Annotated in this window: 24 protein-coding genes; 9 read left to right on the top strand and 15 right to left on the bottom strand. The window is 36.5% G+C overall.

Going from position 1 to position 25,433, the window contains the following annotated elements:
• Nucleotides 1–66: 66 nt before the first annotated feature.
• Both F3G66_RS01330 and F3G66_RS01335 read right to left on the bottom strand, forming a co-directional pair.
• A complete protein-coding gene (locus F3G66_RS01330) occupies nucleotides 67–1,218 on the bottom strand; it encodes a BaiN/RdsA family NAD(P)/FAD-dependent oxidoreductase (RefSeq protein WP_149706897.1) in 1,152 nt (383 codons plus the stop codon).
• On the bottom strand, nucleotides 1,215–2,516 hold the full coding sequence (locus F3G66_RS01335; protein WP_149706898.1) for an MFS transporter: 1,302 nt from the start codon (nucleotides 2,514–2,516) through the stop codon (nucleotides 1,215–1,217). Before F3G66_RS01335 ends, F3G66_RS01330 begins: the two co-directional genes overlap by 4 nt.
• A 113-nt stretch (nucleotides 2,517–2,629) precedes the next feature.
• Here F3G66_RS01335 and F3G66_RS01340 point away from each other — a divergent pair, with 113 nt between their 5' ends.
• Nucleotides 2,630–3,271, top strand: a complete 642-nt coding sequence (locus F3G66_RS01340) for a non-canonical purine NTP pyrophosphatase (RefSeq protein ID WP_149706899.1) — start codon at nucleotides 2,630–2,632, stop codon at nucleotides 3,269–3,271.
• Here F3G66_RS01340 and F3G66_RS01345 read toward each other — a convergent pair.
• Nucleotides 3,264–3,986, bottom strand: a complete 723-nt coding sequence (locus tag F3G66_RS01345) for a tetratricopeptide repeat protein (RefSeq protein WP_103577058.1) — start codon at nucleotides 3,984–3,986, stop codon at nucleotides 3,264–3,266. The two genes, F3G66_RS01340 and F3G66_RS01345, sit on opposite strands and share 8 nt — an antisense overlap.
• A 93-nt stretch (nucleotides 3,987–4,079) precedes the next feature.
• Between F3G66_RS01345 and F3G66_RS01350 the strand changes: the two genes are divergently transcribed.
• A complete protein-coding gene (locus F3G66_RS01350; protein WP_149706900.1) occupies nucleotides 4,080–5,294 on the top strand; it encodes a saccharopine dehydrogenase family protein in 1,215 nt (404 codons plus the stop codon).
• A 39-nt stretch (nucleotides 5,295–5,333) separates the two neighbouring features.
• Here the strand turns inward: F3G66_RS01350 and F3G66_RS01355 are convergent, their stop codons facing one another.
• The 11 genes from F3G66_RS01355 to F3G66_RS01405 all read right to left on the bottom strand — a co-directional run bounded on the left by F3G66_RS01355 (nucleotide 5,334) and on the right by F3G66_RS01405 (nucleotide 14,746).
• A complete protein-coding gene (locus tag F3G66_RS01355; RefSeq protein WP_103649531.1) occupies nucleotides 5,334–6,950 on the bottom strand; it encodes an AAA family ATPase in 1,617 nt (538 codons plus the stop codon).
• Between the two features lie 44 nt (nucleotides 6,951–6,994).
• On the bottom strand, nucleotides 6,995–7,207 hold the full coding sequence (locus F3G66_RS01360; protein ID WP_223154183.1) for a hypothetical protein: 213 nt from the start codon (nucleotides 7,205–7,207) through the stop codon (nucleotides 6,995–6,997).
• Nucleotides 7,208–7,308: 101 nt separating this feature from the next.
• On the bottom strand, nucleotides 7,309–7,854 hold the full coding sequence (locus F3G66_RS01365) for a hypothetical protein (RefSeq protein ID WP_149706901.1): 546 nt from the start codon (nucleotides 7,852–7,854) through the stop codon (nucleotides 7,309–7,311).
• A 111-nt stretch (nucleotides 7,855–7,965) separates the two neighbouring features.
• Complete coding sequence (locus tag F3G66_RS01370; protein WP_149706902.1) at nucleotides 7,966–9,072, bottom strand: NnrS family protein; 1,107 nt, start codon at nucleotides 9,070–9,072, stop codon at nucleotides 7,966–7,968.
• Nucleotides 9,065–9,754 (bottom strand): ABC transporter ATP-binding protein, encoded by a 690-nt coding sequence (locus tag F3G66_RS01375; RefSeq protein WP_107792814.1) that lies wholly within the window; start codon nucleotides 9,752–9,754, stop codon nucleotides 9,065–9,067. Before F3G66_RS01375 ends, F3G66_RS01370 begins: the two co-directional genes overlap by 8 nt.
• Entirely contained in the window at nucleotides 9,754–10,551 is a 798-nt protein-coding gene (locus F3G66_RS01380; RefSeq protein ID WP_149706903.1) for an ABC transporter permease, read from the bottom strand. Before F3G66_RS01380 ends, F3G66_RS01375 begins: the two co-directional genes overlap by 1 nt.
• Nucleotides 10,548–11,513 (bottom strand): ABC transporter substrate-binding protein, encoded by a 966-nt coding sequence (locus tag F3G66_RS01385; protein WP_107792813.1) that lies wholly within the window; start codon nucleotides 11,511–11,513, stop codon nucleotides 10,548–10,550. Before F3G66_RS01385 ends, F3G66_RS01380 begins: the two co-directional genes overlap by 4 nt.
• 11 nt (nucleotides 11,514–11,524) lie before the next feature.
• A complete protein-coding gene (locus F3G66_RS01390; RefSeq protein ID WP_149706904.1) occupies nucleotides 11,525–13,375 on the bottom strand; it encodes a TonB-dependent receptor domain-containing protein in 1,851 nt (616 codons plus the stop codon).
• Between the two features lie 240 nt (nucleotides 13,376–13,615).
• A complete protein-coding gene (locus tag F3G66_RS01395) occupies nucleotides 13,616–14,077 on the bottom strand; it encodes a molybdate transport repressor (protein ID WP_149706905.1) in 462 nt (153 codons plus the stop codon).
• An 11-nt stretch (nucleotides 14,078–14,088) separates the two neighbouring features.
• On the bottom strand, nucleotides 14,089–14,523 hold the full coding sequence (locus tag F3G66_RS01400) for a molybdopterin synthase catalytic subunit (protein ID WP_149706906.1): 435 nt from the start codon (nucleotides 14,521–14,523) through the stop codon (nucleotides 14,089–14,091).
• A 1-nt stretch (nucleotide 14,524) separates the two neighbouring features.
• The gene (locus F3G66_RS01405; protein WP_002941462.1) at nucleotides 14,525–14,746 is read right to left on the bottom strand and encodes a MoaD/ThiS family protein; all 222 of its coding nucleotides are present in this window, start codon (nucleotides 14,744–14,746) and stop codon (nucleotides 14,525–14,527) included.
• An 84-nt stretch (nucleotides 14,747–14,830) separates the two neighbouring features.
• On the opposite strand from F3G66_RS01405, the gene nspC reads away from it, so the two are divergent.
• Nucleotides 14,831–15,970, top strand: coding sequence for a carboxynorspermidine decarboxylase (gene nspC / locus F3G66_RS01410; RefSeq protein ID WP_149706907.1), 1,140 nt, complete (start codon nucleotides 14,831–14,833; stop codon nucleotides 15,968–15,970).
• 86 nt (nucleotides 15,971–16,056) lie between these two features.
• Here nspC and F3G66_RS01415 read toward each other — a convergent pair whose 3' ends face one another.
• A complete protein-coding gene (locus F3G66_RS01415) occupies nucleotides 16,057–16,653 on the bottom strand; it encodes a DJ-1/PfpI family protein (protein ID WP_149706908.1) in 597 nt (198 codons plus the stop codon).
• A gap of 235 nt (nucleotides 16,654–16,888) precedes the next feature.
• Between F3G66_RS01415 and F3G66_RS01420 the strand changes: the two genes are divergently transcribed.
• The 6 genes from F3G66_RS01420 to F3G66_RS01445 all read left to right on the top strand — a co-directional run bounded on the left by F3G66_RS01420 (nucleotide 16,889) and on the right by F3G66_RS01445 (nucleotide 25,431).
• Nucleotides 16,889–17,836 carry a formate dehydrogenase subunit gamma gene (locus tag F3G66_RS01420; RefSeq protein WP_021090567.1) on the top strand — a complete coding sequence of 316 codons (948 nt, stop codon included), beginning with the start codon at nucleotides 16,889–16,891 and terminating at the stop codon, nucleotides 17,834–17,836.
• A 150-nt stretch (nucleotides 17,837–17,986) separates the two neighbouring features.
• Complete coding sequence (gene yedF / locus F3G66_RS01425; protein WP_021090823.1) at nucleotides 17,987–18,586, top strand: sulfurtransferase-like selenium metabolism protein YedF; 600 nt, start codon at nucleotides 17,987–17,989, stop codon at nucleotides 18,584–18,586.
• A complete protein-coding gene (gene selD / locus F3G66_RS01430; RefSeq protein WP_410470307.1) occupies nucleotides 18,583–19,605 on the top strand; it encodes a selenide, water dikinase SelD in 1,023 nt (340 codons plus the stop codon). The genes yedF and selD overlap by 4 nt, the downstream gene beginning before the upstream one ends.
• Before the next feature lie 92 nt (nucleotides 19,606–19,697).
• Nucleotides 19,698–20,327: an NAD(P)H-dependent oxidoreductase gene (locus tag F3G66_RS01435; RefSeq protein ID WP_084041656.1), complete on the top strand. Its 630-nt coding sequence runs from the start codon at nucleotides 19,698–19,700 to the stop codon at nucleotides 20,325–20,327.
• A 146-nt stretch (nucleotides 20,328–20,473) separates the two neighbouring features.
• Nucleotides 20,474–24,565: a diguanylate cyclase domain-containing protein gene (locus F3G66_RS01440; RefSeq protein ID WP_149706909.1), complete on the top strand. Its 4,092-nt coding sequence runs from the start codon at nucleotides 20,474–20,476 to the stop codon at nucleotides 24,563–24,565.
• Complete coding sequence (locus F3G66_RS01445) at nucleotides 24,565–25,431, top strand: ATP phosphoribosyltransferase regulatory subunit (RefSeq protein WP_021090725.1); 867 nt, start codon at nucleotides 24,565–24,567, stop codon at nucleotides 25,429–25,431. The genes F3G66_RS01440 and F3G66_RS01445 overlap by 1 nt, the downstream gene beginning before the upstream one ends.
• The last annotated feature ends 2 nt before the right edge of the window (nucleotides 25,432–25,433 follow it).

The raw sequence follows: 25,433 nt of genomic DNA on the forward strand, positions 1-25,433 counted from the left end.
CTTTAAAAGCCTACTTTCATAGTAAATCTATCTTATTTAAAATATGAAAATTTGTCTAAAAGTTAGCTAACTTCTAGGAGATCGTAGGTTTAAGACCCTAGCCACCTTTAGAGCGCTTGCAAATGCAAAATGTAAGTTATATCCGCCAAGCATGCCAGTGATGTCCAAGACTTCACCAACAAAATAAAGTCCCTTAACGTTATAAGCTTGTAAATTTTCATCTAAAAATTCACTCTTTATGCCACCTTTTGTAACTTCCGCTCTTTCAAAGCCAAATGTCCCAGCCGGGGCAAATTCATAAGCAAAAAGCCTTTTTATGATTTGTCTCTCTTCATCGCTAAATTCATAAAAAGCTCTATCTTTTAGGCCAAAATTTTTTAAAAACTCCAGCACAAATCTCTTTGGCAAGGGCAAAACCGAGCTAAGCTGCTTTTTGCCATCTATTAAATTTTTCTCACTAAATTTGGGCAAAAAATTTATGCAAATTCGCCCCTTTTGCCAAAATAGCGAGGCATTTAGTATCGCTGGTCCGCTTATGCCCCTATGCGTAAAAAGCAGATTGTCACTAAATTTATGGCTTTCATTTTTGATATTTATCTCCACCTCGGCGTTTAGGCTAATGCCACTAAGTTCTTTAAACCAAAACTCATCTTTTTGTACACTAAATCCAACAAGTGCAGGCGCAAGAGTTGATGTTCCAATGCCAAAATCATTTGCTATTTTATAGCCAATGTCACTTGCGCCAAGGGCTTTGTAGCTTAATCCTCCACTTGCGATGACTAAATTTCTAGCTCTAAATTTCTCATCTTTTGTCAAAATTTCAAAAATTTCATCTACTTTTTTAGCGCCAAGAACTTCTTTGTTATAAAAAATATCTGCATTTTGCCTTTTTAAAAGTACGCTCAAGACGCTCTTTGCGCCGCTATCGCAGAAAAACTGATTTTGCTTTTCCTCACTAAATTTAAGCTCGCTAAAAAATTTTAAAACTTGATCTGGAGTCAGCACTTTTAAAATTTGTTCTATAAATTTTTGCTCGCCAAGATAGTTTTTAGCGCTTATGAAGTGATTTGTGATGTTGCATCTGCCACCACCGCTTGCTAGGATCTTTTTGCCAGCGCTGTTATTTTTTTCTAAGATGGCAGCCTTTTTACCATTTAAATTTGCTCCTAAAAATAGTCCGCTAGCACCGGCGCCAATGATGATGACGTCGTAGATCAAAACTTCAAGCTCTCTTTTAAAGCAGCCTCGCTTGTTAGGCGAGAGTCAAATTTGATCACTTGATTTTTCTCGTTTTTGTAATAATCCACGACACCTTTTTGGCTATTTAGTAACTCTAAATTTAAGCTTACCTCAGGGCTTAGGTAGATGTTTTTAAAAATTCTTGGATCACTTAGGCTAAAGAGTAAAATAAGCCAGATCACGCAAAGCACCACGCAGATGATGGCGAGTACTTTAAAGCCAAAGGCATGCAAGATGTATCCACCAAATGCACCTCCAACAAAGCTTCCTAGATAGCCAAATGAATTAAATACACCGAGAGCTGAGCCTTTTTGTGAGGATTTTACAAATTTTGTTGCAGTTGATTGCATAATGGGCTCGTGAAGGTTAAATCCTATAAAAAATATAGCAACTCCCAAAACGAAGATAAAAAGCGTAAAACTAATGGCAAAAATAGTGTAGGTTAGAGCAAAAAGCAGCGTACCAGCTATCAAGATGACCTTGCTAAGCCCCTTGCCATCGCCAAGGGCGCCAGCTAGCCCCATAGCCAAAAAGCCAAGTACGGCACCAAGTGAATAGATCTTGTAAAGCTCGCTGCTTTCGTAACCGTACTCTTTTACTAAAACGATAGGGATCACCAGAAATGCGATGCTTGCTAGCATCTTTTGCATAAAAGAGGTAAAATTTATGATCATGTAGTCTTTTTGTAAAAAAAGCTTACCAAATGGCACTTTTTCACTTTTAGCACTCACTTTTATCTCTTTTGGCACAACGGTGTAAAGAAGTACAATGCAAAGTAGGCTAAGAGCGGCACTTAGATAAAAGAGACTTGAAAGTCCGTAGTCTTTGGCAAGAAGCGGCCCAAGCACCATAGAAAGTGTGAAACTAAGCCCTATAAAAGCACCCATTATCGCCATGGCTCTTGAGCGTTTTTCTTCTGTTATATAGTCACTTATCATCGCAGTTGCAACTGCTCCGATAGCACCTACGCCTTGTAAAAATCTACCAAATAGCATGATAAAAATATCGCTTGTAAGTGCACAAATTATTGAGCCGATGATAAAAACCAAAAGTCCGATTGTTAATGTTTTTTTGCGTCCTATCCTATCCGAGAGCGCTCCAAAAGGTACTTGAAATATCATCTGCGAGATCGCATAGACGCCTACTATTAGCCCTACTAAAAACTCGTTTGCTCCTCGTAAATTTAAGGCATAAAGGCTAAGCACTGGCAAAACTATAAAAAGACCTAAAAACCTACTTGCTATGATAAAAGATAGTGGTAAAACGCTTTTTAACATAAAATTTTCCTTATTTTTAAAAGGACTAAGTTTATCATTTTAACGCTAATTTAAATTTAAAAATTTAATCTACTTTTTTGTAAAATACGCCCAAAAATCAAGGAGCTCTTGCAATGAAGATCGTGCTTGCGACATCAAATTTAGACAAAGTAAAAGAGATAAAAGAGTATTTAAAAGGCTATGAAATTTACGCCTTAGGCGAGGTTGTAAAGCCATTTGAGATCGTTGAAGATGGCAGCACTTTTCAGCAAAATGCACTCATAAAGTCAAGAGCCGTCTTTGCAAAGCTTAAAGAGCAGGGGCTTGATAATGAGTTTATCGCTCTTAGCGATGATAGCGGTATCAGCGTGGATGCACTTGGTGGTGAGCCGGGAATCTACTCAGCTCGCTATTTTGACCTTGATGAAAATGGCAAGGTATGCGGTAAAAACGCAAATGACGCAAACAATAGAGCAAAACTCATTAGCAAGCTAAAGGCGCTAAATTTAGAGAGTTCATCAGCGCACTATACTGCCTGTATCGCTATTAGCTCAAAATTTGGCGACTACACGACGCATGGCTTTATGTATGGCAAAGCGGTAAATGAGGAGCGTGGTACAAATGGCTTTGGCTACGACGCGATCTTTATCCCAGATGGCTTTACTAAAACGCTTGGCGAGCTAGATAATGAGACGAAGCTTAAAATTTCTCACCGCTCAAATGGGCTTGAGCTTGCAAATTTCGTGCTAAAAAGTCTAAAGAAAAACTTTAGTTAAGCTCTTTTAGCCCTTTGTTGGCTCGCTCTAAAAGATCCCGTGCGCGAGGATTTTGCTCTTTTCCATTTAAAATTTCAAGCACTTTTTTGTAGTTTTTGGCGGCTTCGTCCTTTTGCTTAAGCTTTGCTAGGTCGTTAGCAAGCTCTACTAAAAGCTCTGATCGCACAAGCTCGTTGCTGCTTAACTCTGGCGTGATATCAAGTAAATTTAGCGCTAGAAGGTGGTTTTCATGGGCTTTGTCAAAGTCGTTTTTTAGGTAGTAGGTGCTAGCGATGCCTTTTATACAGATGAGTTCGTCGTGCATCGGAGCATTTGGCACGTCGTCATAAATTTTTAGAGCTTCTTGAAAATTAGCAAGCGCCTCGTAGTATCTGCCTAGCGCCTTTTGTGCTGCACCTAGGCTGTGATAAGAGCGCGCTAGCAGAAGTTTGTCACTAACGTTTGCCGCGAGCTCTAGGGCTTTTTGCGAGAGCTCTAGCGTCTTTTGTGGCTCTTTATTTACCATGCACATGCTAGCGCCATTTATGAGCGAAGTGATCGCCTGCTCGGTGTTGCCCTCTTTTAAGCAGACATCAGTCGCTTGCTCGGCTAAATTTATGGCTCTCTCCAAATTTCTATCGCTTTTATAAAACTCCCTCACACTCTCTTGTATTAGCTCGTCACAGCTACTTGCAAAGAGGCAAATAGGCGCTAAAAATGGCAAAATTTTCTTCATCTTTTTACCTTTAAATTTTTGCCTTATTTTACCTTTTAAAGCGAGAAATTTATATTAACTTCGCTAAAATCACTAAAATTTAAAGGAGCCCAAATGTCAAATATCTTAATCATAGGCGCGGGCGGCGTGAGCCAAGTCGCAACTGTAAAATGCGCGATGAACGCGGACGTTTTTAGCAAGATCACCCTTGCAAGCCGTACCAAAAGCAAGTGCGACGCAATCGCTAAATTTATCAAAGACCGCCTAGGCGTGGCTATCGACACCGCTCAGATCGACGCAGACGATACCGATGCCGTAGTCGCGCTCATCAAAAAAACGGGCACCGATTTACTTTTAAACGTCGCACTGCCCTATCAGGACCTAACTCTCATGGATGCGTGCTCTCGCGCCGGCATCCCATACATCGACACCGCAAACTACGAGCATCCCGACACCGCTAAATTTGAATACAAGCTGCAGTGGGCGAAGGACGAGGACTTTAAAAAGGCGGACACCATGGCGCTTCTCGGCTCTGGCTTTGATCCGGGCGTGACGAACGTATTTTGCGCCTACGCGCAGCAAAATCTATTTGACGAGATCCATGAGATCGACATCCTGGACTGCAACGCGGGCGATCACGGCTACCCGTTCGCGACGAATTTCAACCCCGAAATCAACCTGCGCGAAGTGAGCGCAAAGGGTCGCTACTGGGAGCGCGGCGAGTGGAAAGAAACCGAGCCGATGGAAATAATGTTCAAATGGGACTACCCTAAAGTCGGCGTCAAAGATAGCTATCTGCTCTACCACGAGGAGCTAGAAAGCTTAGTAAAAAACATCAAAGGACTAAAGCGAATCCGCTTTTTCATGACCTTTGGACAAAGCTACCTCACGCATATGAAATGCCTAGAAAACGTCGGCATGCTACGCATCGACGAGGTCGAGCACAACGGCGTGAAAATCGTGCCGATACAGTTTCTAAAGACACTGCTACCAGATCCTGCAAGCCTAGGCCCTCGCACGAAGGGCAAAACCAACATCGGCTGCGTGATACGTGGCTTAAAAGACGGCAAAGAGCGCCAAGTCTACATCTACAATGTCTGCGACCATGAGGCTTGCTACGCCGAGACGGGTGCGCAGGCCGTGAGCTACACGACGGGCGTGCCTGCGATGATCGGCTCGATGATGGTGGCAAAGGGTATCTGGAGCGGCAAGGGCGTCTTTAATATGGAAAATTTCGACGCCAAGCCCTTCATGGACGAGCTAAATAAGCAGGGCTTGCCGTGGGAGATAATCGAAATGAAACCCGGCGAGAGGTATGAAGTAAAGTAAGAAATATTCTAACAAGATGGTAAAATTCTTTACCATCTTTTATTTTCTATTAAATATGCAGTCTTCAAGCTCTTTATAAACCAAAGTGTCTGGTAAAATAAAATTTGATAAATTTTCTTTGAAGATTTCAATATTAATAGGCGTCGTTATGCCACAACACTTTTTAATTTCTCCACCCTTATCCTTCACATTGTTATTTACTACATCTGTTACTACAGCATCATACCTACTCTCATCAAATTGGCACCCCTTTTTGTCGCAATAAGCCTTTAAAATCTCTTTATCAAATAAATAATTTTCTATTTCCCATCTTTTCATAACTCTAAAGCTATTTTCTTGACCATCAAGGTATTCTTGCCTATCAAATTCACTCACATTGCCGCCTGAAGCTATATCCCTATCTTTAAATACCCAAATTTCCAAGTCTTTAAATACTTTTCCAAGTATGGCTATCGCTATTCTACTTCTATAGTCTAGCTCAGTATTTCCACCACTTGATACAAATAAAGTATCTGGATATTTTTTATTGAAAATATTATTTAATACCTTTGCATCCAATCCTTTTTCATAGCTATCTTTTAATTCTGCTCTCCCTTCGCAATAAATTATTCTTTTAGGTGCAATTAAGCCTGTTAAATCGTCTAAGGCAGTTTCAAAAATTTCTTTCCATTCATTATAGTTTTTATCAATGGGTTTTAGTTCTATTTTATCGGATAGATTAATGTTTTTATGAAATTTAATGATTTGACTATCGCCTATAAAGTCCGTTTGTAAGGCCCTTAAAAAACCTATACTGTGCGTTGTTATCCAAATTTGACCTTCATCATCTATTAGATTATTTATCTCTTTCATAAGATTTCTTTGTATACATGTATTTATATGAAGCTCCGGCTCGTCTATTAAATAAATAGAGCCTTTATATTTTTCTTTTCTCAAAAATAAATCTAAAAGTATATCAACTACTTCTTTTTCGCCAGAAGATAAACTATTGAAAGAAAATTTTACATCAGAATCAGGCTTTTTGAAAAATAAAGTGCCATTGCCACCTTCAACTTCTCCCATACTAACTATTTCTAAATCTAAACAGTTTTTAATTGAATTATTTAGTTGGTCTATAACATGTTTTCTAGCTTCAGACGGTTTTAAATCATTGTCATCTCTATATGAATTAAAATATGCAAGCAGTCCCCTATAGTTTTCTTCTATTTTTTCATCAATGCTAACGGAATAGCTAGCACCATATCTATTTTCCTCTATTGGGCTGACTGCTCTAATTTCTTTAATATTTAAATCATTGTTATATCTATATGGGCTTCTAAACGAAAATAGACTATTTAGACTATTTTTATATTTTTCTATATTACGCAGTTCATCCTTTCTATAAACAATACCACCTACAACAAAATCTATATCAATTAGTTCATAGAAATTTTTATTATTTGATCTAAAAAAATAATTCTTAACACTACCGGATGGGTCTGTTCCTATACGTGCACCAAAAGATGGGCCTAATGCAATAAAAGCGTCCAATACACTACTTTTACCACAACCATTTGGGCCGACAATAGCAACGATTTTCTTTGGGCTATCTCCTAAATCAATAGTTAAATCCTTAAAACGTTTAAATTCTTGTATACGCACTTTAGATACCTTCATTGTTAAACCTTATTATTTTTAATTACACTTCTCAAATTTCTGCTTTAAATTTTAAAAACTTCGTGCTTGGATAGCTCGTATTTGTCGTATATCACGGCATTATCATCGCCGGTAGGCTGCATGAGGTCGTATGCTAGCCCACCTTTTTTAAATTTTATATTAAAAACACTAATTCTGCGCTTGGCGTCTATCTTGGGGATGCCGATTTCATCGATATCTTTAAAATAAAATTTCGCTTTCTTACCGCCCTTTTGCACTAAAAGTCCGTCATCTTCGATTTTTTGGTATCACAGAATAAGAAACTAGGATAAAGAGGTAACTTCGGCACAAGCTAACTTACTGGCGCCGAAATTGAAAGTTATTTTATCGCTGCCTCAAATCCAACATCTACATCTGGATAGCTCTTTCCGCCGTGAAATGGTTTGGCGGCAGCGGCAAATTTATCAAAGCTCTCATTTAGCTTCAAATCATTTACAAGATCAACCGAAAATTTTGCTACTAGCTTGCCATTTTGCACTTCATATTTTGTTTTAAAAATTTTTGAGTTGCCATTTATGCTAAGCTCAACATCCATTTCTCCGGCTTTATTATCGCCATTTACCGCTACGATCTTGCCATCTACGGACTTGCCATCGAAAATAATGCCAATCCTTTTATCGCGGTCAGGCAGCTTTGTATCGATATCTTTTGGCTCAAGCTTAAATTCAAAGCTCTTTAAAAAATCAGCAAAATTTGCGTTTTCTTGACTTTTAAAATTTATCGTTTTAAAAGTACCTGGTACGGCTGTTTTATTTGCTAGCTTGTAACCAGTAAATGTTACCTTTGGTTCACCTTCTACGCTAAATGCAAGAGCTGAAACTGCGAAAAATGAAGCTGCTAAAGCAACAGAAGTAAGTTTGTTCATAAAGAATCCTTTTTATAATATTGATAATAAATATCGCAAATTATATACCCACTTACTTCAAAAAAGACTTAAAATCTCTTTTTAATTAATGAATAAATTTTTAATAGCTTCTTACTCTGGATCATCGCTAAAATCGTTATCCCTAAAGATCACATAAAAATTTATGAGCCAAAAAACAAAAGCAATTGCTATGAGTGTTGCTGGTAAATGAATATAAAAGCCACTCCAAAAATAAGCCAAAATTCCTCTACTAATGCCAGCTAAAAGAACTAAAATAAATGCAATTTTGCTAAGGCGTAAAAACTCAAGCTCTTGCCCGCTGTGACGAAGTCCTGCGACATTAAATATAAGCATTACGCTAAAAATTACTGCATTTATCGCTATTAGATGCATAAAATTTGTTTCAAGATGAAGCCCAAAAATACCGCTAAAGCCGATCCCTAAAAATCCAACTGCTAAAAATAGTTGCATAAAATAGTATAAAAGCACAAAACTATGCTTAAAAAGCTCTTTATAATGCCACTCTTTAAGCTTTGCAAGTACCGCACTTCCACAAGCTATCGCAGCATAATAGACACCTAAGCTTGTTTCAAAAAATATATTTAAAAGTAAAAAGGCACAAACGCAGCAAATAGCGATATTTTTATAGATAAAATTTGGCACAAAAACAGCTTCATCCATATCGTTTTCTCGCTTTAGCGCTTCTTTGCCAAGTACAACGCTAACACGATATGAAATAAGCAAGATAGCGATGATATGAAGATAAATTTGCAAATTTAAAAATTTTTCGTTGCCACTTATTAGATAGTAAATTTCAAAACCTAAAATGCCAAACAAAAATCCTAGCACGCCAAATTGATCAACATTTTTATCTCGCCAGATCATATAAAGACAAAGCATAACGAGATATGCCCAAAAAAACGTAATAAAAAAATGTGCTAAAAATAAGCTAAAAAGTGCTGCTATAAAGCTAGTAGCAAAGAGTGAAAATAAAATATAAGCGTGGACTTTTAGTGATGAGCTGAAATTTGTCCAATCAGTTAGTCCAGTTAGCAAAAATCCAGCATAAGCAAGCGCCAAAAATAGTTGCAAAAATATAAATTTATGTAAGCTCACAAAATCAGTTGGAGTAAAAAACACACTAGCGCCAAGCACCGCACAGGCGGCACTCATTAAGAAAAATATCCTTATAGGATGAGTAAAAAAGTTATTAATCATAATAAATTTGCCCTTTGAAATTTTCATCTATCATCTTGCTAATAAAAGTAAAATCGCGCTCTTTGAAATCTTTGTCTATTTCAAGTTCTCTTTGTATGACTGCACCTTTACTTGATAAGAAATAAATTCTATTTGACATCTTTACAGCTTCCATTCTATCGTGTGTGACAAGAACTACGCTCATACCTTCGCTCACTCTTTGGCCAATAATTTCAATTAAAATTTCTTTCATATCATAATCAAGCCCAGAAAAAGGCTCATCCATCAAAAGTAGATCAGGCTTTGTTACAACCGCTCTTACGAAAGCTACCCTTTGCCTCATACCGCCGCTTAGCTCGCTTGGGTATTTTAAAGTATCCTTTTGGCTTAATCCAACCTTTTTAAAAAGCTCTAAAACAGCGTTAATGTCTGGTTTATCCATAACCAAAAGCACATTTTCAAGAGCATTTTTCCATGTTAGCAGGCGATTTTCTTGAAAAAAGTATGTAGTCTTTTTAAAGTTATTAAAAATTTTTCCTTTTCTAGGCTCATTTAGTCCGCTAATAAGCCGAAGTATCGTTGTCTTGCCACATCCTGATGGTCCAAAAAGCGTCACTACCTCGCCACCTTTTACATTTAGGCTAAAATTCCTTACGACCTTATCTCTTAAAATTTCATACTCTACATTTTTAAGCTCAAGCATCATCTTCTCCAAGGCATCAAAGCTATTTTTAGTGGCTCGATGATGAGATATTCAAAAAGCATGATAAGAGTGATACTTAAAAGAACATACGCCATTACCTCGGTTGTTTCAAGCATTGCCCTTGCATTTGATATCTTTGCTCCCATGCCGTTATTTGCACCTAGTAGCTCAGCCATTATGACTATCTTTACACCCATTGCGACAGCTACGCTAATAGAGCTTATTATGTAGCTCGTAAGATGCGGGATGTAAAGGTGTCTTATCTTTTTTAAAATTCCTAGATTATAAGCGTCAAACATCTCTTTTAGCTCCTCATCTACGCTACTCATAGCAACTGCTGAGCTTGCAAAAGTAAGCGGTAAAACGGTTATAAAGATAGTAAAAACGGTGCTAAAATTTCCAAATCCAAACCAAAAAATAGCAAGCACTATCCAAATAATTGGTGGCATTGACAAAAGCAAGGTGATAACAGGCTTTAAAAAGGCTGCAAAACTTTTAAAGCTACCTGCTATTAGCCCTAAAAATATACCAAAAAATGTTGCCGAGCAAACTCCGATCAGTGATCTGCAAAGCGTTATATTTATCTCGCTGTTTTTATAATCTTTTAAAATTTCACAGGCTTTTAAAAATACATCTTTTGGTGGCGGAAGCAAGAGTGGGGAGCTAAACTCGCTTCCCACTTGCCAAATGGCTAAGATCAAAAAAACTACGGCAAATCCGCTAAATCCACCCCAAAAATAGTCAATTATTTTTAAAAAGCTTGAGCGATCTTTTTTAATGCCATCAATTAGTATCATAAAAATAGACCTTTATCTGGCATCTTGCCGCCTAGAAATTTTGGATTAAACTGATAAATTTCTTCAAAAAACGCCATGATCTCATTTTGCAGTTCATTTGCTTTTGTTACTGTTAGATTTGCTTTGTCAAAAGCATTTGCAAGTGCTACTTCTGGAGCTGGCAAGTAGCTTGAGCCGATCTTTGCTGCGCTTTGTTTATTCTCAAGTATCCAAGAAAGTGCATTTTTAAGATCACTATGAAGCGTATCAAATAGACTTAAGTTTTTCTCGTAAAAGCCTCTTTCTACGATAATGCCAGCCATTGGGATTATCGGTTTTGTGCCAAAGCTCTCGCCCCAAATTTTTGGAAAATCAACTGAGTAATGCACGCTAACGCCTGCTTTTTTGCCACGCAAAATAGTCGCTTCGCCAAGAGGTTGTGGGACTATTAAAATGTCAAAATCTTTTTGTAAAAATAAAAGTAGGGCTTCAGGAGGCGTTGCTGTATAGGTGATATCTATCTTGCTAACGTCTATGCCTCGCTTCTTGCAAAGCGCTCTTAAAACAAGATCAGGCATGTCACCTCTAAATGGCATGATAAGCTTTTTGCCTACAAAATCCTCTAAATTTTTGATCTTTTCATCCTTAACCATAGCGTTCATAACGCCAAGTGTCAGTAAATTTAACATCGCAAAATCAAGCCCTTGGTTTCTTAAATTTGCAGCGACATTTGAAGGCGACATTGTGACTTTGATATCTCCACTAGCTACGCCTGCACGCAGCTGATCTGGTGTTTTCCAGATATTTAGGCTTACATCATAAGTTTTATTTAACTCGCCTTGCAGTGCAGCAACTGCCATTATGACACTTGGGATCGCTGGCGCGCCCCACATATTAAAGCTCTCTTTTGCAAATAAATTTGGTGCAAATGCGCTAACGCCTAAAGCTGTGCTAAGTCCTAAAAATTTTCTTCTATCTAACATCTTTTTCTCCTTTAAAAACTGCTGTGAAAGCTAATGAAAAATATCCTACCAGGGGCATGAACGACTACTGGATCAAGTGCTGCCACGTGATCGCCACTGATAAATTCCGCATAATCTTTGTCAAATAAATTTGCTACGCCAAACCTTATGCCAACTTTGTTTTTAAACTCTACGCCGCCATAAAGATCAAGCAAACCAAATCCTTTTGCGGCCTCTTTCTTGTCGATACCTAGACCATTTTGCTTGCTAAAATCGCCTCTAGTTTGCTTTGAAACTAGCCTTAGTGCGGTGCCTAGGTTGTAGCTGCCAAAGCTTGCATAGTCTTTGTAGTCAAATGCAAAATTTGCCTCAAAAGGCCTTATTTGATAAAGCGGCCTGCCATCAGTTTTGTTTTGTCCGTAGTTGTAGTAAAACGAGCTTTTTAAGCCAAAGTGCCTTGCAAAACTATATTCTGTATTGAAATTTACACTATAAAGCGTTGCATCAACGTTTCTTGAGACGACAGCATTTTTATTTAGTGGCATCGCAGCTTTTGAGTGGCGTCTATCAAAAATAATCAAATTTTTAACGCTATCAGCGATGAAATGTCCTCCAAAGCTAAATGCATCTTTGTTTTGAAGCGAGTTTAGGTATTCTTTGTAAAACTGGCTGCCAAATTTAAAGCCAAGAACCGCTCTATTGTGTCTTTCTGGCTCTAAATTTGGATTTGCTATCCAGCCTTTATCGCCCACGCCATAAAGTGCGTTAAAACGCTCCATGTTGCTTGGCAAACGAGATAAACTCTCAAGTTTTGCAAAGTAGCTATCCTTGTCGTTTGGTGTAAATTTATATTTTAAACTTGCACTAAAAGCGTCTTTTTTGATCTTATCGCTTACGTCTTTGCCATAAATTTGACGAAGTAGTCCACGAGTCGTACTAATAGCTGGATTTGGTGCAAAAAATTTAGTATCAAGTCCGTTAAGCTTACTTCTTTGCTCTTCATATTTTAAGGCAAGCGAGGCTTCATTTGCTTCATTAAATTTATAAGCAAGTGTGTCAAAGAGCATAAATTTATCATTTCTGACATCAGCAAATCTGTATCCGTTAAAGACCCAGTTGTTGCCTTGTTTCATGTATCTTTTGCCGTCATGTTTATCTTTTTCAAAGCCAGCGCCTATTTGATTGTGAAAGCTTGCAAAGTCAGCGTCATATTTTAAATTTGCCTCAAATATATTTCTCTTTAAATCCACTTTTACATTTGGAGTGGCATCCCTTAGATGAAAATTATCAGCTTTTCGCTCAACCTTTTTTGTAGCAAGCTCAAAATTTAGCGTATTTGAAAGATCTTCTTCACCCAAGCGAATATTTAGCTTGCCAACTTTTCTTGTCGTTTTAAAGGCATCCATCGCGTGCTCTGGCTGCTTGTCTTTATCAATATTGTCTCTTAAAAACGTAAGCCTAAGCTCGCTAAGATCATTTGGCACGAAGCCTAAGATAGCGCTTTGGCCTTGCCTATTGTAGCCATAGTCCCATCTTTTGCCACTTCCATCTTTATAATTATTTGCTTTGGTGAAATTTGCATTTAAAATGGTATAAAAATTTGCGCCGCGATATTTAAAAAGCGATGAGTTGTAAAAGCTTTTGCCATACATTCCAGCCGAGATATGAAACATATCAGCTGAGTTGTCAAGCAAATTTGTAACAAATGGGTATTCGCCTCTTTGAGTGCGGTCAAATTGATTTTCCACAAAGGCACTTTGTGCAATGTTTGGCGTAATGACTGGTGGCGGAGCAAATTCTCTAATAGGCTTTATAATGTCTAAATTTGCTTCATTTGCTAGAAGCAGTGATGAAAGAACTGCTAGGCTTAAAATGGGCCTCATGTAAACTCCTTTTTAAAGATATAATTATGATTTCTTTTATCAGAATTATAGTAGTAAAAGCCTTTATAAAAGTTGATGTAAGTCATCTTTTAAATTTTTAATCCATAATTACGAGCTTATTGTAGATAAAATGCTTAATTTTATTTTTGCAAGAGTAGCTAAATGGTGTAAATTTAATGTGAAAAATGTATAAAATTTTGATAATTGTTATATAAAATTTTAAATCATAGGTTGATTTAATTATGCTCTAAAATTATTAAGCCTATCTCTTAGCTCTTTTGAAATGGTAAATTTTGAGAGTTCATATTTATCAAAAATGATGATCAAATCATCACCTAGTGGTTGCACTAACCCAAAGCAAGCATCTCTATCAAGACGGTTTTTCTTAAATTTTACGCTTAAAGTTTCAACTTTTTTCTTATCACCAAAGCTCTTAATGGCGATTTCGTCGATATCTTTAAAGTAAAATTTTATACTTTTTGAGCCTTTTGTGATGATAAACCCATCATCTTCAATACGTAAAAAGTTGTTTTGAAAAATTTTTCTAACACAAAAGAACACTGAGAGAGCACCAATGATGATGCCAAAGAGAGACACTGCACCAAGAGCTAGATAAAAGTAGCCAACGATGCTAAATATAAAAAGTCCAAGCCCAAAGGCTAGTGCCCAAAAAACATCTTTTTTACTCTCTTTTGTTATCATCATTTTTCCTTTTAAGCTAAAATTCCAGCACCATTTATCGCTTGGCTGCGCTCTTTTGCATAAATTCTCTCGCCATTTATCACGTCATATTTCCAGATCGGCGCATTTGCCTTAAAGTCCTCGACAAACTCGTTTATAAGCCTTAGCGCGACCTTTCTTTGAGGGCTCACTACACCTGCTACATAAGAGCTCGTATGCACCGGTACATCGCCTTTTGAGTGAGCAAAGAGCACGTAGGCATTTTCTTTTTTAGCTCGCTCCTGCCAAGCATCTAGCCATTTTTTAAGGATCGGCTCATAAATATCGAAGCTAAGCGCCGAAATACCGCCCTCTTCTCTTACTATGCCTACAAAAGTGATGAGCGCGCCGCAGTTTTTATCTTTAAATTTATCATACCACTCGTTTGTGATGCTTTGAACGTCCAAGCTTCCATTATAAATTTGCATCTTAGCCTCCACAAACTGGCGGTAATATAGAAATTTTATCGCCTGATTTAAGAGCGAAATTTATATCGCTTACGATCTCGTCATTTACAGCCACAGCGCAGATATTTAGCCACTTTTTAAGCTCTTCTTTCTCGCTTAAAGCCGCTTTTACCTCGCCTAAATTTTTTGCTTCTACTTTTATACTCTCAAGCCCTATAGGCCCAAGAAATTCGATCTCTACCACATTTTATCCTTTGAAATTTTTGCTGATTTTACTTAAAAATAAATTTAGATATACTTATTTGAAAATTTACAAAAGAGATAGAAGATGAACGAAATTTTAAAAAGCATAAAAACCCCAGCCTACGTCTGCGAAGAGGCCAAAGTACGTAAAAATTTGGAGCTTTTAAAGTATGTAAAAGAGCAAAGTGGAGCTAAAATTTTAGTGGCTCTTAAGGGTTTTGCATTTAGCGGAGTGATGGACTTGGTGGGCTCATACCTTGACGGAGCGACTTGCAGTGGGCTTCACGAAGCTAAATTTGCGAGCGAATACGTAAAAGGCGAGATCCACACGTATAGCCCAGCCTTTAAAGATGAGGATTTTTATGAAATTTTAAAAATTTCAAAGCACATCACGTTTAACTCTTTTGCTCAGTGGCAAAAATTTAAAGGCATTGCCCTGCAAAATGGCATCATATGTGGCCTGCGGGTCAATCCAGAGGTTTCGCTCGCCCCAACTGATAGCTACAACCCATGCGCTAAATTTAGCAGGCTTGGCATCACGAGAGCAAATTTTAAGCCAGAACTTCTTGATGGCATCACTGGGCTTCATTTTCACGCGCTTTGCGAGGAGAGTGCTAGTAGCTTGCAAACCGTACTGGAGGCATTTGAGGAGAAATTTGGCGAGTTTATACCAAAGATGAAGTGGATAAATATGGGCGGCGGCCACCACATCACGAGGGCTGATTACGACGTGGAGCTGCTTATAAATATCATTAGGCGCTTCCGCGAAAAATACGGCGTAGAGGTCTATCTGGAGCCTGGCGAGGCTGTGGGCTGGCAGACTGGCTTTTTGATAAGCAGCGTGCTTGACATCGTGCACAACGAGAAAGATATCGCCATCCTTGACACCTCAGCTGAGGCGCACATGCCAGATACTGTGCTCATGCCTTACCGCCCAGCCGTTAGAGGCGAGAGTGAAAATGGCAAATTTGCTTATAGATTTGGTGGCAATACCTGCCTAGCTGGCGATATAGTGGGGCTTGAAGCGGGCGACGCGGAGTATAAATTTGATAGCGAACTTAAAATCGGCGAGCGCGTCATCTTTGAAGATCAAATCCACTACACCATCGTGAAAAATACGACATTTAACGGCATTAAATTGCCTAATTTGGTGCTTTTAAAAGAAAATGGTGAGATAAAGATGATCCGTGAATTTGGATACGAAGAGTATAGACGCAGAAACTAATCACTAGTGTTTTGGTTAGCTTTTGATAGCTAAATACTAAAAGTTCATTTGTATGTTTGTATGTATATCTATAAAATTTTTATAGATTAATATCCATAAATTTTGGAAAATTTATCTATCTTTGAGCTTTCTTGCCAGTTGTATTCGGTCTCGTTTGCGATATTTTGGGCTAGCTCCTTGCCAAAATGATCGCTGATAAAGCCAAGCGCCATGTCCATGCCAGCAGCCACGCCTGAAGCTGTGTAAAATTTACCTGCCTTCACCCACCTAGCGCGCTCTTGCCACTTTACAGCTTCGCCGCAACTTTTTACCCACTCAAGCGATCTTTTATTTGAGGTAGCCTTTAGTCCGTCAAGCTCTCCAGTGCGAGCGATGAGAGCAGAACCCGTGCATACGCTTAGGCAAATTTGAGATGCCAAAACGCACTCTTTAAGTCTTGAGATAAACTCACTATCATCTACAAGTGCCCTCGTGCCCTGACCTCCAGGGAGTAGCAAAACGCTCTTTTTTGGTATCTTACTAAGCTTTTTGGTCTTTATAAAAAAGCCTTGCTTGCTTCTTTTCATCCCGCCATCAAACGAGACGTAGTTTATCTTCATTTCAGGAACCCTTGCTAAAAACTCCACTGGCCCCATGAGATCAAGCGTCTCGTACTCATCAAATATAAGGCAAAAAAGATGCATAGTGCGATCCTTTTTCGGCTAAATTTTGGCTTTATTTTAGCTAAATTTTCAGATCAAAAAACTCTAAAAATTAACAAAACTTAAATGTTTTTTATAAAATTTTTAGTAATCTTTTTTGCTAAGGTTTGCTTGTGATTAGCTCTGATATAATAGCGACCAAAATAGCGTAGCTATGCGATTTAACGTATTTAACCAATACTTAAATTGTTTAAGCTCAAACTCATAAAGGACTACAATGACGAGAATTCTTACTCTGCTTTTTACATTATTTGTAACAGCAATGGCAACTCAAGGACCAACTGGCGTCAATCAATATAATAGTGCCATTTGGGCGGCTGAAAGGATAGAAAATATCAAGCCATACGAACAAGGTTTGGGGCCGATATTTACTTTTATCCAAGGTAATGACTACTTTGCAATAGCAGCACTTTCTATCATTTTGGCTGTTATTGGAGCATTTGCATTACACTTTTTAATCATTGGACCAAAACATTTTAGTCATGATGGTAAAAAGGTGTTTGCTTTTTCATTGATCATACGTATAGCTCATGGTTTGGCAGCGATCTCATGGATCATTTTAGTGCCAACTGGTATCATCATTATGTGGGGTGCAGAGCTTGGCGGTGGAACATTTGTGCGTTTCTGTAGATACTTGCACGATACAGCAACTGTGATCTTTGCTGTTTCTGTGCTTCCTATGTTATTTACCTGGACAAAGAGAATGCTTCCGGCAATTTATGATATCAGATGGATGATGATAGTTGGTGGCTATTTATCAAAGAAAAAGAGACCTGTTCCAGCTGGCAAATTTAATGCTGGTCAAAAAGCATGGTACTGGATCGCTATCCCTGGTGGTATCGTTATGATAATTACTGGCGCGATTATGTATTTTACGGACTTCAAAGAGCCAGCGGTTGCTTCTTGGTTTGGTCTTACACAAATCGATCTTTTAAGATACAGCGTAATTATTCATAATTGTCTTGGCATCGCATGTGCAGTATTTTTCTTAGTTCATATTTATATGGCAGCTATTGCTATTCATGGTGCTATTTGGTCGATGATTACTGGATATAAAGAGGAAGAAGAAGTTTATGTTCTTCATCACTACTGGTACCAAGAGCTCGTTAGAGAAAATAAAATTCCAGTATCTGATTATGAAAAGTCTTATACAAATTTAAAATAATTAACTTTACTTTGACCTTGCTAGTAAGCGAGGTCAAAGCTCTCTTTTATCTCAAATTTATACATTAAAATTTTTAAAATAATTAATATTTTTTGGCTATAATCCAAACTAGTTTCAAGGTTTGAAATACTAATTGCAAAAGGAAAAATCATGACAACAATTGATTGTAGAAATTTAGAGTGTCCAAAACCAGTCATAATGACAAAAAATGCACTTGATGGCTTAAGTGAAGGTGAAAGCTTAGAAATTTTGGTAAATGCACTAGCCCCAAAAGAAAATATTTCAAGATTTTTAAAAAATCAAAATATAGAATTTAGCCTAGAAAGCAATGGCAACGAGACTAAAATTTTAGCTACAAAAGGCAAAAATGCGCTTGAGCTTACAAATTTTGATGAGTTTGTCTGCGACATAACACCAAAAAATAATAAAGTACTCTATCTGAATGAAGAGCGTGCAGGTAGCGGCGAAGTAGGAATAAATTTACTATCAAAATTCTTAGGAGCTTTTCTTCAAGTTGAGAAAAAGCCAAAGATAATAATCTGCGTAAATAACGCTGTAAAGATGACTACAAACCGCTCACACCCAAGCTTTAAGCCGCTTAAAGATCTTGAAGCTGCTGGTGTTAAAATTTTAAGCTGCGGAAGCTGCTTGGAGGCTTATAAGCTAGTAAGTGATCTTGCGATTGGCGAAATTTCAAATGCTTATGAGATCATCGACATACTCTCAACTCACGAGCAAATCAAATTATGATCTATCACGACAAAAAGCTTACGCAGTTTGTTAGAGCCGCTGGTTGAGCTGCTAAGCTTGACCCGTCGGGTCTAAACAAAACGATTAGTAGTTTAAATTTATCTCATCCAAATCTGCTCTCAAGCACCAATTCTAACGAGGATGCGAGTGTTTTTAAAATTTCAAGTGATCTTGCACTTGTTCAAACGCTTGACTTTATAACGCCTGTGGTAAATGATCCATTTATTTACGGTCAAATCGCTGCTGCAAATAGCCTAAGCGACGTTTTTGCAATGGGTGGCGAGGTGATAAATGCTCTAAACATCGTGGGCTTTGATAGCTGCAACTTGGCACCTGAAATTTTAGGCGAAATTTTACAAGGTGGGGCCGATAAAGTAAAAGAGTGTGGTGGCATTATAGTTGGCGGGCATACGATCGAGACACAGCAGATGTATTATGGGCTTAGCGTTACTGGAAGGGTACATCCTGATAAATTTTGGGCAAATAATACAGCCACAAATGGCAATGTTTTGATACTTACAAAGCCCCTTGGAAGCGGTATTTTAAGTACAGCAATAAAGGCTGATTTATTAAGCATTGAGCAAATAAAAGAGGCTGCAACTATCATGGCACAGCTAAATTTTTATGCATTAAAGGCACTTGATGACATCAAAGTTTACGGCGCTACTGATGTGACTGGATTTGGCTTTTTGGGGCATTTAAGCGAAATGTTAAATGAAAAGATCAGTTTTGAAATTTATGAGAAAAACGTACCAATCATTGCAAGCGCAAAGGAATTTGCAGATATGGGCATAATTCCAGAGGGAAGCTATAAAAACCGCGAATTTGCAAAGCATTTTGTAGACAAAGAAGCTGATATTTTGCTATTTGACGCACAAACTTCAGGTGGGCTTTTGCTCGCAGTTGGTGAAAAGGACGCGATGCTTGCAGTAAAACGCTTAAAAGAAGTAGGCTATGAGCACTCAGCTATTGTTGGCTCCGCGGTGTCAAAGAGCGAGTTTGGTATATTTTTAAGATAAATTTTTAAAAATAGCATGCTATCCATTGCGTTAGTGAAATCTTTTAATTTACTTAACCATTCTATAATTTCAAAAACTACAAAGGAGAGATGATGAATTATCTTGAAATTTTAAAATTTCGTCATGCTTGCAAGGTTTTTGACAAAAGCAAAAAAATCAGTGCTGGAGAGTTTGATTTTATACTAGAAGCTGGTAGATTAAGCCCTAGCTCAACTGGCCTTGAGCAGTGGGATATCTTAGTCGTTCAAAATAAAGAGCTTAGAGAAAAAATAAAAGCTCTTTCATGGAATCAAGCACAAATCACATCTTGCTCGCATTTAGTTGTCGTTTTAGCTAAGATCAAAGAGGTAAAATTTGGAAGCGCATACGTTAATAAAATGATCGCTAGAAATACCAATAAAGATCCTGAAGCCATTGCTGCAAGGCAAAAATTTTACCATGACTTTTTGCTAGCAAATTTTAAAAATGATGATGAACTAACATTTCAGTGGTCACATGAGCAGTGCATGATAATCGCCACAAATATGATGAATGCAGCTGCGAGTTTGGGCATTGATAGTTGCCCGATAGAAGGCTTTGACAGACACGCTTTAAATGAACTTTTAGGGCTTGATGAGAGCTTTCAAAGATTGGCTATTATGGTACCATTTGGCTACCGCCTAAATCCACAACCAAAAAAACTTCGCAGAGAAATTTCTGATATCGTTACTTGGATCTATTAAGATATTTGAGCCAAATTTTAAATAAATTTTTGGCTCAATTTTAAATAAATCAATAAATTCTAAATAAATACTTACCTTTATAAACCCAAATCAAGTAAAAATGGGATAAAATCAGAGCCAAAACCTAAACTAACGAGGTGTCTATCGTGCTTGAGAAACAAAAAACCAGCCTTCAAATAGTAAAAATGTTTTATACAAAGGCTATTTTACTTCTACTCTCATTTATATTTTTAGCATTATTTGTAGTTTGTGCCGGTACGAACGATATAAAGTATGATCTTAGCTCAACTAATTCGAATATAAAATCATCAATCTCAAATAGCTTTTTTATAATAAAAAACGATCTATTTTTAAAATCAAAAATGGTTGAAGCAGGTCTTAGTGATATACTATTTGATAAAAATTCAACAAAAAATGATCTTTATATAGCTTTTTACGTTTTTGATAAAAATAGAAATTTAATCTATTCAAAGAGATTTTTAGGTGCTGATGACATAGCTGAAAAGGATCTATCTCAGCTTAGTTTAAACGAGACAGATGCTGGAAAATTTACAGTATCAGATCGTGTCTACAGAAATAATCGTTTTAGAGACATTTATGCATCTTATGGACTAAAAAATGGAGGCAGCATTTTAGTTCAAATTGATATAAAATTTTTGCAAAACTACACTAATGTAGGTTACGATGATAAAAGCAAAACTTATGCTTATCTAGTAGATAAATATGGAAATTTATCAAGAGATGAGTTTTATAAAAAATTTGATGAATCGATGTTTTTGCCTTATGTGAGTCTTGGCGACGAGTTTAAAGAGGATAAAATAATATTTTCTTTAAGCCATATGGGCTTTTATCTCATAAGCTATATGCCAGAGTATAAAATTTTTGTTATTACCGCTTCAACGAAACATTTTCATATCTTTATGCAGTTTGTGTTATTTTGGCTATCGATCTTTTGTTTTATATCTTCCATATTTTTATGGGTTAGAGATGTAAAATTTATAAAAAATAGAATAATGCCAGCTTTAAAAGAGGTAAGAGATACTTTAGATGGCGATGAATACGAGATAAGACGAAGCTTTAATGTAACAGAATTTGAAGATATAAAAAATGGAATAAACAAGCTAAAGATAGAAACCAAAAAAGCAACTGAAGGGTTAGAAGAATACAAAAGTAGATTTGGCTATATTTTTGAGCAAAGCTTTTTGAAAATAGTAGTTTATGATGCTTATAGCGGCGATATTATTGATGCTAGTAATGCATTTTTATCTTCTGTTGGCTACACAAAAGATGAGATTATAGAGCTAAATTTAAATGATTTAATAGATGGTGATTTTGCATTGTTTATGCAAATGAAACAAGACGCTCAAAATAGCGATATGAGCTTTAAAATCGAGTTAAAAACAAAAGATGGCGGCACTAAAGAGGGATTTTTACAAGAGTCACAGATCGAGCTAAGGGATTCTAGGCTAAATTTTATGCTTATACATGAGCTTGATGATGGAAAATTTACGAAAAAGGATAACGAAGCAATAAATGATTATTCGTTTTTATCGCCAAATGTAATAGCAGAAGCATTAAGTAGCGATCCATTTTCTATCGTAAGAAGTACGCAAAATATCGATAGTGTCTTTAAAGTCCCACAAGATAAGAAGCTTATAAATTTAAAAGATCTAATAAGTCCTGAAAGTTTAGATGAGTTTGCTGTAAATGTTTCTAATGAATCTAAAAAATTCTTTGAAAAAGGTAGCAAAAATAGCGAGATAAATCTCGTAGCCAATATGCAAACAAATGAAAACAACAAAACGCCATTTAAGATAAAAGTAAAATTTATAGATAATGGTGCTGACAAAGAGCAAAAAATCATCTACTTTTTTAATGACCTAAGCGATATAGCAAAGTTGCAAGAAAAATATGATGCTGAATTAAAATATTTTCAAAGCATACTTTGGGCAAGTCAAGCGCTTGTCTTTTCATGGGATAAAAAAAGCGACACCCTTTATATCCCAAATGCTATCGCCAAGTCGCTCGGATATGCATTAAATGGAGATATGAGTATAAATTTTGAACGTGCAAAAACTATATTTGTAGATGAATTTGTAAGCTTTAAGGACTTTTTTGACCTTATAAAAAAAGGTGAAGTATATGATGGCGAAGTGCGTTTTTATAGGGCTGATAAAGAGATTATTTATGTAAGAATTAGAGCAAAAGCAGTAGCTTTTTATGATGGTGAAGTAAGCGTTATAAAGGGCACAATGCAAGATCTTAGTGTGCAAAATAGCTTTTTTTCTTATCAAGACCTTTTAGCAAAAATTTTCTCATACGCAAAAGAGCAAATTATTATGCTTGATGATGAGTTTAGGATCATAGATGCTAATGACGCTTTTTTCGATACGCTTGATATTTCTAGAGATAAAAATTTTATAGAGAAAATTTACTCAAAAGATATAATAAATTTTAAAAACGGACTAAAAGATATTAAAGATGAAATTTTAAATTCACTTAAAATAACTGGCTTTTGGCAAGGTCTTATTCATGATGTTCGAAGCAAAAACAGACTCGAAGTCATAAGTATAAGTAAGCTTTTAAACGCGTTTGGTGATCAAGAGGGATATATTTTGTTAGCTTCAAGCGCAAATGATGATTGCTACAATAAAGAATATCTCGAATTTATCGCGTATCACGATACGCTGACTGGGCTGCCAAATAGATTTTTACTTTTTAATAAGCTAGAAAATCTACTAAAACAAGCGAAAAAAAGCTTAAAAGTAGCAGCCTTTTATGTTGATTTTGATAATTTTAAATCGATAAATGACGGATACGGACATCAAGTAGGCGATAAAATCCTAATAGAAATTTCAAAAAAAATAGATGAAATTTTTCCAAAACAAGGAATATTTGCAAGAATAGGCGGGGACGAGTTTATAGGTGCTATGCCTTATGAAAATTTGGGAGAAATTTACGAAACTGCTGAGAACATCTTAAGAGTGGGCCAGAGTAAAATTTCTATTGATGATGAGAAAAAACTTAGCGTAAGTATTGGTATTAGCTTAAGTAGCGATGCGCTTAGTGTTGATGATCTAATTGAAAGAGCTGATTGGGCTATGTATCAAGCAAAGCTTAATGGAAAAAATAAATATTATGTATTTAACTCGAAAAAAGATACGTACTTTAAAAATGAATATAGAGATGACTCAAAGATCATTGAAGCTATCGATGCTGGCGAGATGTTCTTGCTTTATCAGCCTGAGATTGATATAAAAAGTGGGGAAGTTAGTAGCTTTGAGGCATTTATTAGATGGAAAAATGGCGATAAGATATTAAGGCCATCAGACTTCTTGCCACTTGCAAAAGGCTCAAAAGCAGTTGTTGCTATCGCATTATTTACACTAAAAGATGCTTTAAAGGCTAGGGCTGTATGGCTAAAAGATGGAATAAATGCAAAAGTTAGAGTAAATTTATGCATTAAAAAGCTAATGACTTCTGAGTTTTTTGAGAAATTTAAAAAGCTTTTAAAAGATGAGCAACTAGACGCTAATGGTCTAATCATAGACATTGTTGACTCCGCAAGTGGCGTAAATTTAGATGATGTTGTTAGATATATCGATGCTTATAAGGAGCTAGGCGTTAGCTTTTCGCTTGATGATTTTGCATCTTATTCAGGCTCGGTAGAAGCTTTAGGCATGTTAAAAACAAACAGGTTCAATATAGACAAAAGGTTTTGCAAACAAATTTTTGATTCAGTAGAAGCACTAAAGACCATGCGCATGATAAAGTATATATCAGATACATTTAATTTTGATGTCATGATAAAAAATTTAGAAGATAAAAGCATGCTTGAAATTTTTGTTGGATTTGGCTTTAGTAGATTTCAAGGACGACTTTTTGCGCCAGAGCTTAGCCTGGATGACGTACTAAAATTTAAATTCACTCTATCATCTCCGCTAAATGTAAGAAATTTTCAAGATGATGAGAACTACAATATGCTTTGCAAAATAGTAGGCGTAAAAGAGCTTATGATTCGTTTGATAAATTTGCTTAAATGCGATGAAAAAGTAAGCGAAAAATTAAAAATCGAAATAGCAAATCAAGTAGATGATATCAGAACAATAAATGAAAAATTAGCTGAAATTTTAGATACGATCCTTGTAAAAATAGACAAAGAGAACGTAATAAATTTAGCTAATGAGGCAATTTTGTTATGCGACAATGATCTAAATTTGAGTGGAGCGAATAAATAATGAATGAAAATGCTTTAAATGTTTATGAGCATGAAATCCCAAATGGAAGCAAGCTATACTTTGCTAGTAGCGCAAAGCTAAAGAGGCAGATTGAACAAAAAGCTAGTGAAATTTTAGAAAATGAAGGCTTTAGCGAGATCGTAACACCATTTTTCTCATATCACCAGCATTTAAGTGTAGATGCTACAAATCTTTTACGTTTTAGCGATAGTCTAAATCACGAAATAAGCCTAAGAGCTGATAGCACGGTAGATACTGTAAGGATCGTGCTTAGAAGGCTAAAGGCAAATGAATCAAAAAGATGGTTTTATATCCAGCCAGTCTTTCGCTATCCAAGTCAAGAAATTTATCAAATCGGAGCCGAGCTAATCGGTGAAAATGATGTTTTAAAAAGCATAAATATCGTAGCAAAGCTTCTTAATGAGCTAAAAATGGATACATTTTTGCAAGTGAGCAATATACAAATTCCAAGAGTGATTTGTGAAATTTTAAGCGTGCCTATTGAAATTTTTGAAAATGGACAAATGGAAAAAATTTTATCTCAAAATGTTCCATGGCTAAGCGCTCTTGCTCTTTTAAAGTCAGTTGATGAGTTGGATGAAGTGATTAAAATTTCTCCAAGCAAACTAAAAGAACCGCTTGAAAATTTGAGAAATTTAGCCAGTGCTTTAGAATATAAAAATTTAAGAATAGTTCCGCTATATTACTCGAAAATGAGATATTACGATAGTTTATTTTTTAGATTTTTAAGAAATAATAGCATAATAGCAAGTGGTGGCAGCTACGAAATAGACGGAAAAATAAATAGTGGTTTTGCTGTTTATACAGATGCATTGATAGAAGAAAAAATTAATTTAAGGAAGTAAGA

Source organism: Campylobacter concisus (assembly GCF_902460665.1).
GTDB lineage: Bacteria > Campylobacterota > Campylobacteria > Campylobacterales > Campylobacteraceae > Campylobacter_A > Campylobacter_A concisus_AL.

Bases quoted from the DNA above. Each gene is read 5' to 3' on its own strand.
- F3G66_RS01335 (WP_149706898.1), bottom strand. From the start codon at position 2,516: ATGTTAAAAAGCGTTTTACCACTATCTTTTATCATAGCAAGTAGGTTT.
- F3G66_RS01340 (WP_149706899.1), top strand. From the start codon at position 2,630: ATGAAGATCGTGCTTGCGACATCAAATTTAGACAAAGTAAAAGAGATA.
- F3G66_RS01345 (WP_103577058.1), bottom strand. From the start codon at position 3,986: ATGAAGAAAATTTTGCCATTTTTAGCGCCTATTTGCCTCTTTGCAAGT.
- F3G66_RS01350 (WP_149706900.1), top strand. From the start codon at position 4,080: ATGTCAAATATCTTAATCATAGGCGCGGGCGGCGTGAGCCAAGTCGCA.
- F3G66_RS01355 (WP_103649531.1), bottom strand. From the start codon at position 6,950: ATGAAGGTATCTAAAGTGCGTATACAAGAATTTAAACGTTTTAAGGAT.
- F3G66_RS01365 (WP_149706901.1), bottom strand. From the start codon at position 7,854: ATGAACAAACTTACTTCTGTTGCTTTAGCAGCTTCATTTTTCGCAGTT.
- F3G66_RS01370 (WP_149706902.1), bottom strand. From the start codon at position 9,072: ATGATTAATAACTTTTTTACTCATCCTATAAGGATATTTTTCTTAATG.
- F3G66_RS01375 (WP_107792814.1), bottom strand. From the start codon at position 9,754: ATGCTTGAGCTTAAAAATGTAGAGTATGAAATTTTAAGAGATAAGGTC.
- F3G66_RS01380 (WP_149706903.1), bottom strand. From the start codon at position 10,551: ATGATACTAATTGATGGCATTAAAAAAGATCGCTCAAGCTTTTTAAAA.
- F3G66_RS01385 (WP_107792813.1), bottom strand. From the start codon at position 11,513: ATGTTAGATAGAAGAAAATTTTTAGGACTTAGCACAGCTTTAGGCGTT.
- F3G66_RS01390 (WP_149706904.1), bottom strand. From the start codon at position 13,375: ATGAGGCCCATTTTAAGCCTAGCAGTTCTTTCATCACTGCTTCTAGCA.
- F3G66_RS01395 (WP_149706905.1), bottom strand. From the start codon at position 14,077: ATGATAACAAAAGAGAGTAAAAAAGATGTTTTTTGGGCACTAGCCTTT.
- F3G66_RS01400 (WP_149706906.1), bottom strand. From the start codon at position 14,523: ATGCAAATTTATAATGGAAGCTTGGACGTTCAAAGCATCACAAACGAG.
- nspC (WP_149706907.1), top strand. From the start codon at position 14,831: ATGAACGAAATTTTAAAAAGCATAAAAACCCCAGCCTACGTCTGCGAA.
- F3G66_RS01415 (WP_149706908.1), bottom strand. From the start codon at position 16,653: ATGCATCTTTTTTGCCTTATATTTGATGAGTACGAGACGCTTGATCTC.
- F3G66_RS01420 (WP_021090567.1), top strand. From the start codon at position 16,889: ATGACGAGAATTCTTACTCTGCTTTTTACATTATTTGTAACAGCAATG.
- yedF (WP_021090823.1), top strand. From the start codon at position 17,987: ATGACAACAATTGATTGTAGAAATTTAGAGTGTCCAAAACCAGTCATA.
- F3G66_RS01435 (WP_084041656.1), top strand. From the start codon at position 19,698: ATGAATTATCTTGAAATTTTAAAATTTCGTCATGCTTGCAAGGTTTTT.
- F3G66_RS01445 (WP_021090725.1), top strand. From the start codon at position 24,565: ATGAATGAAAATGCTTTAAATGTTTATGAGCATGAAATCCCAAATGGA.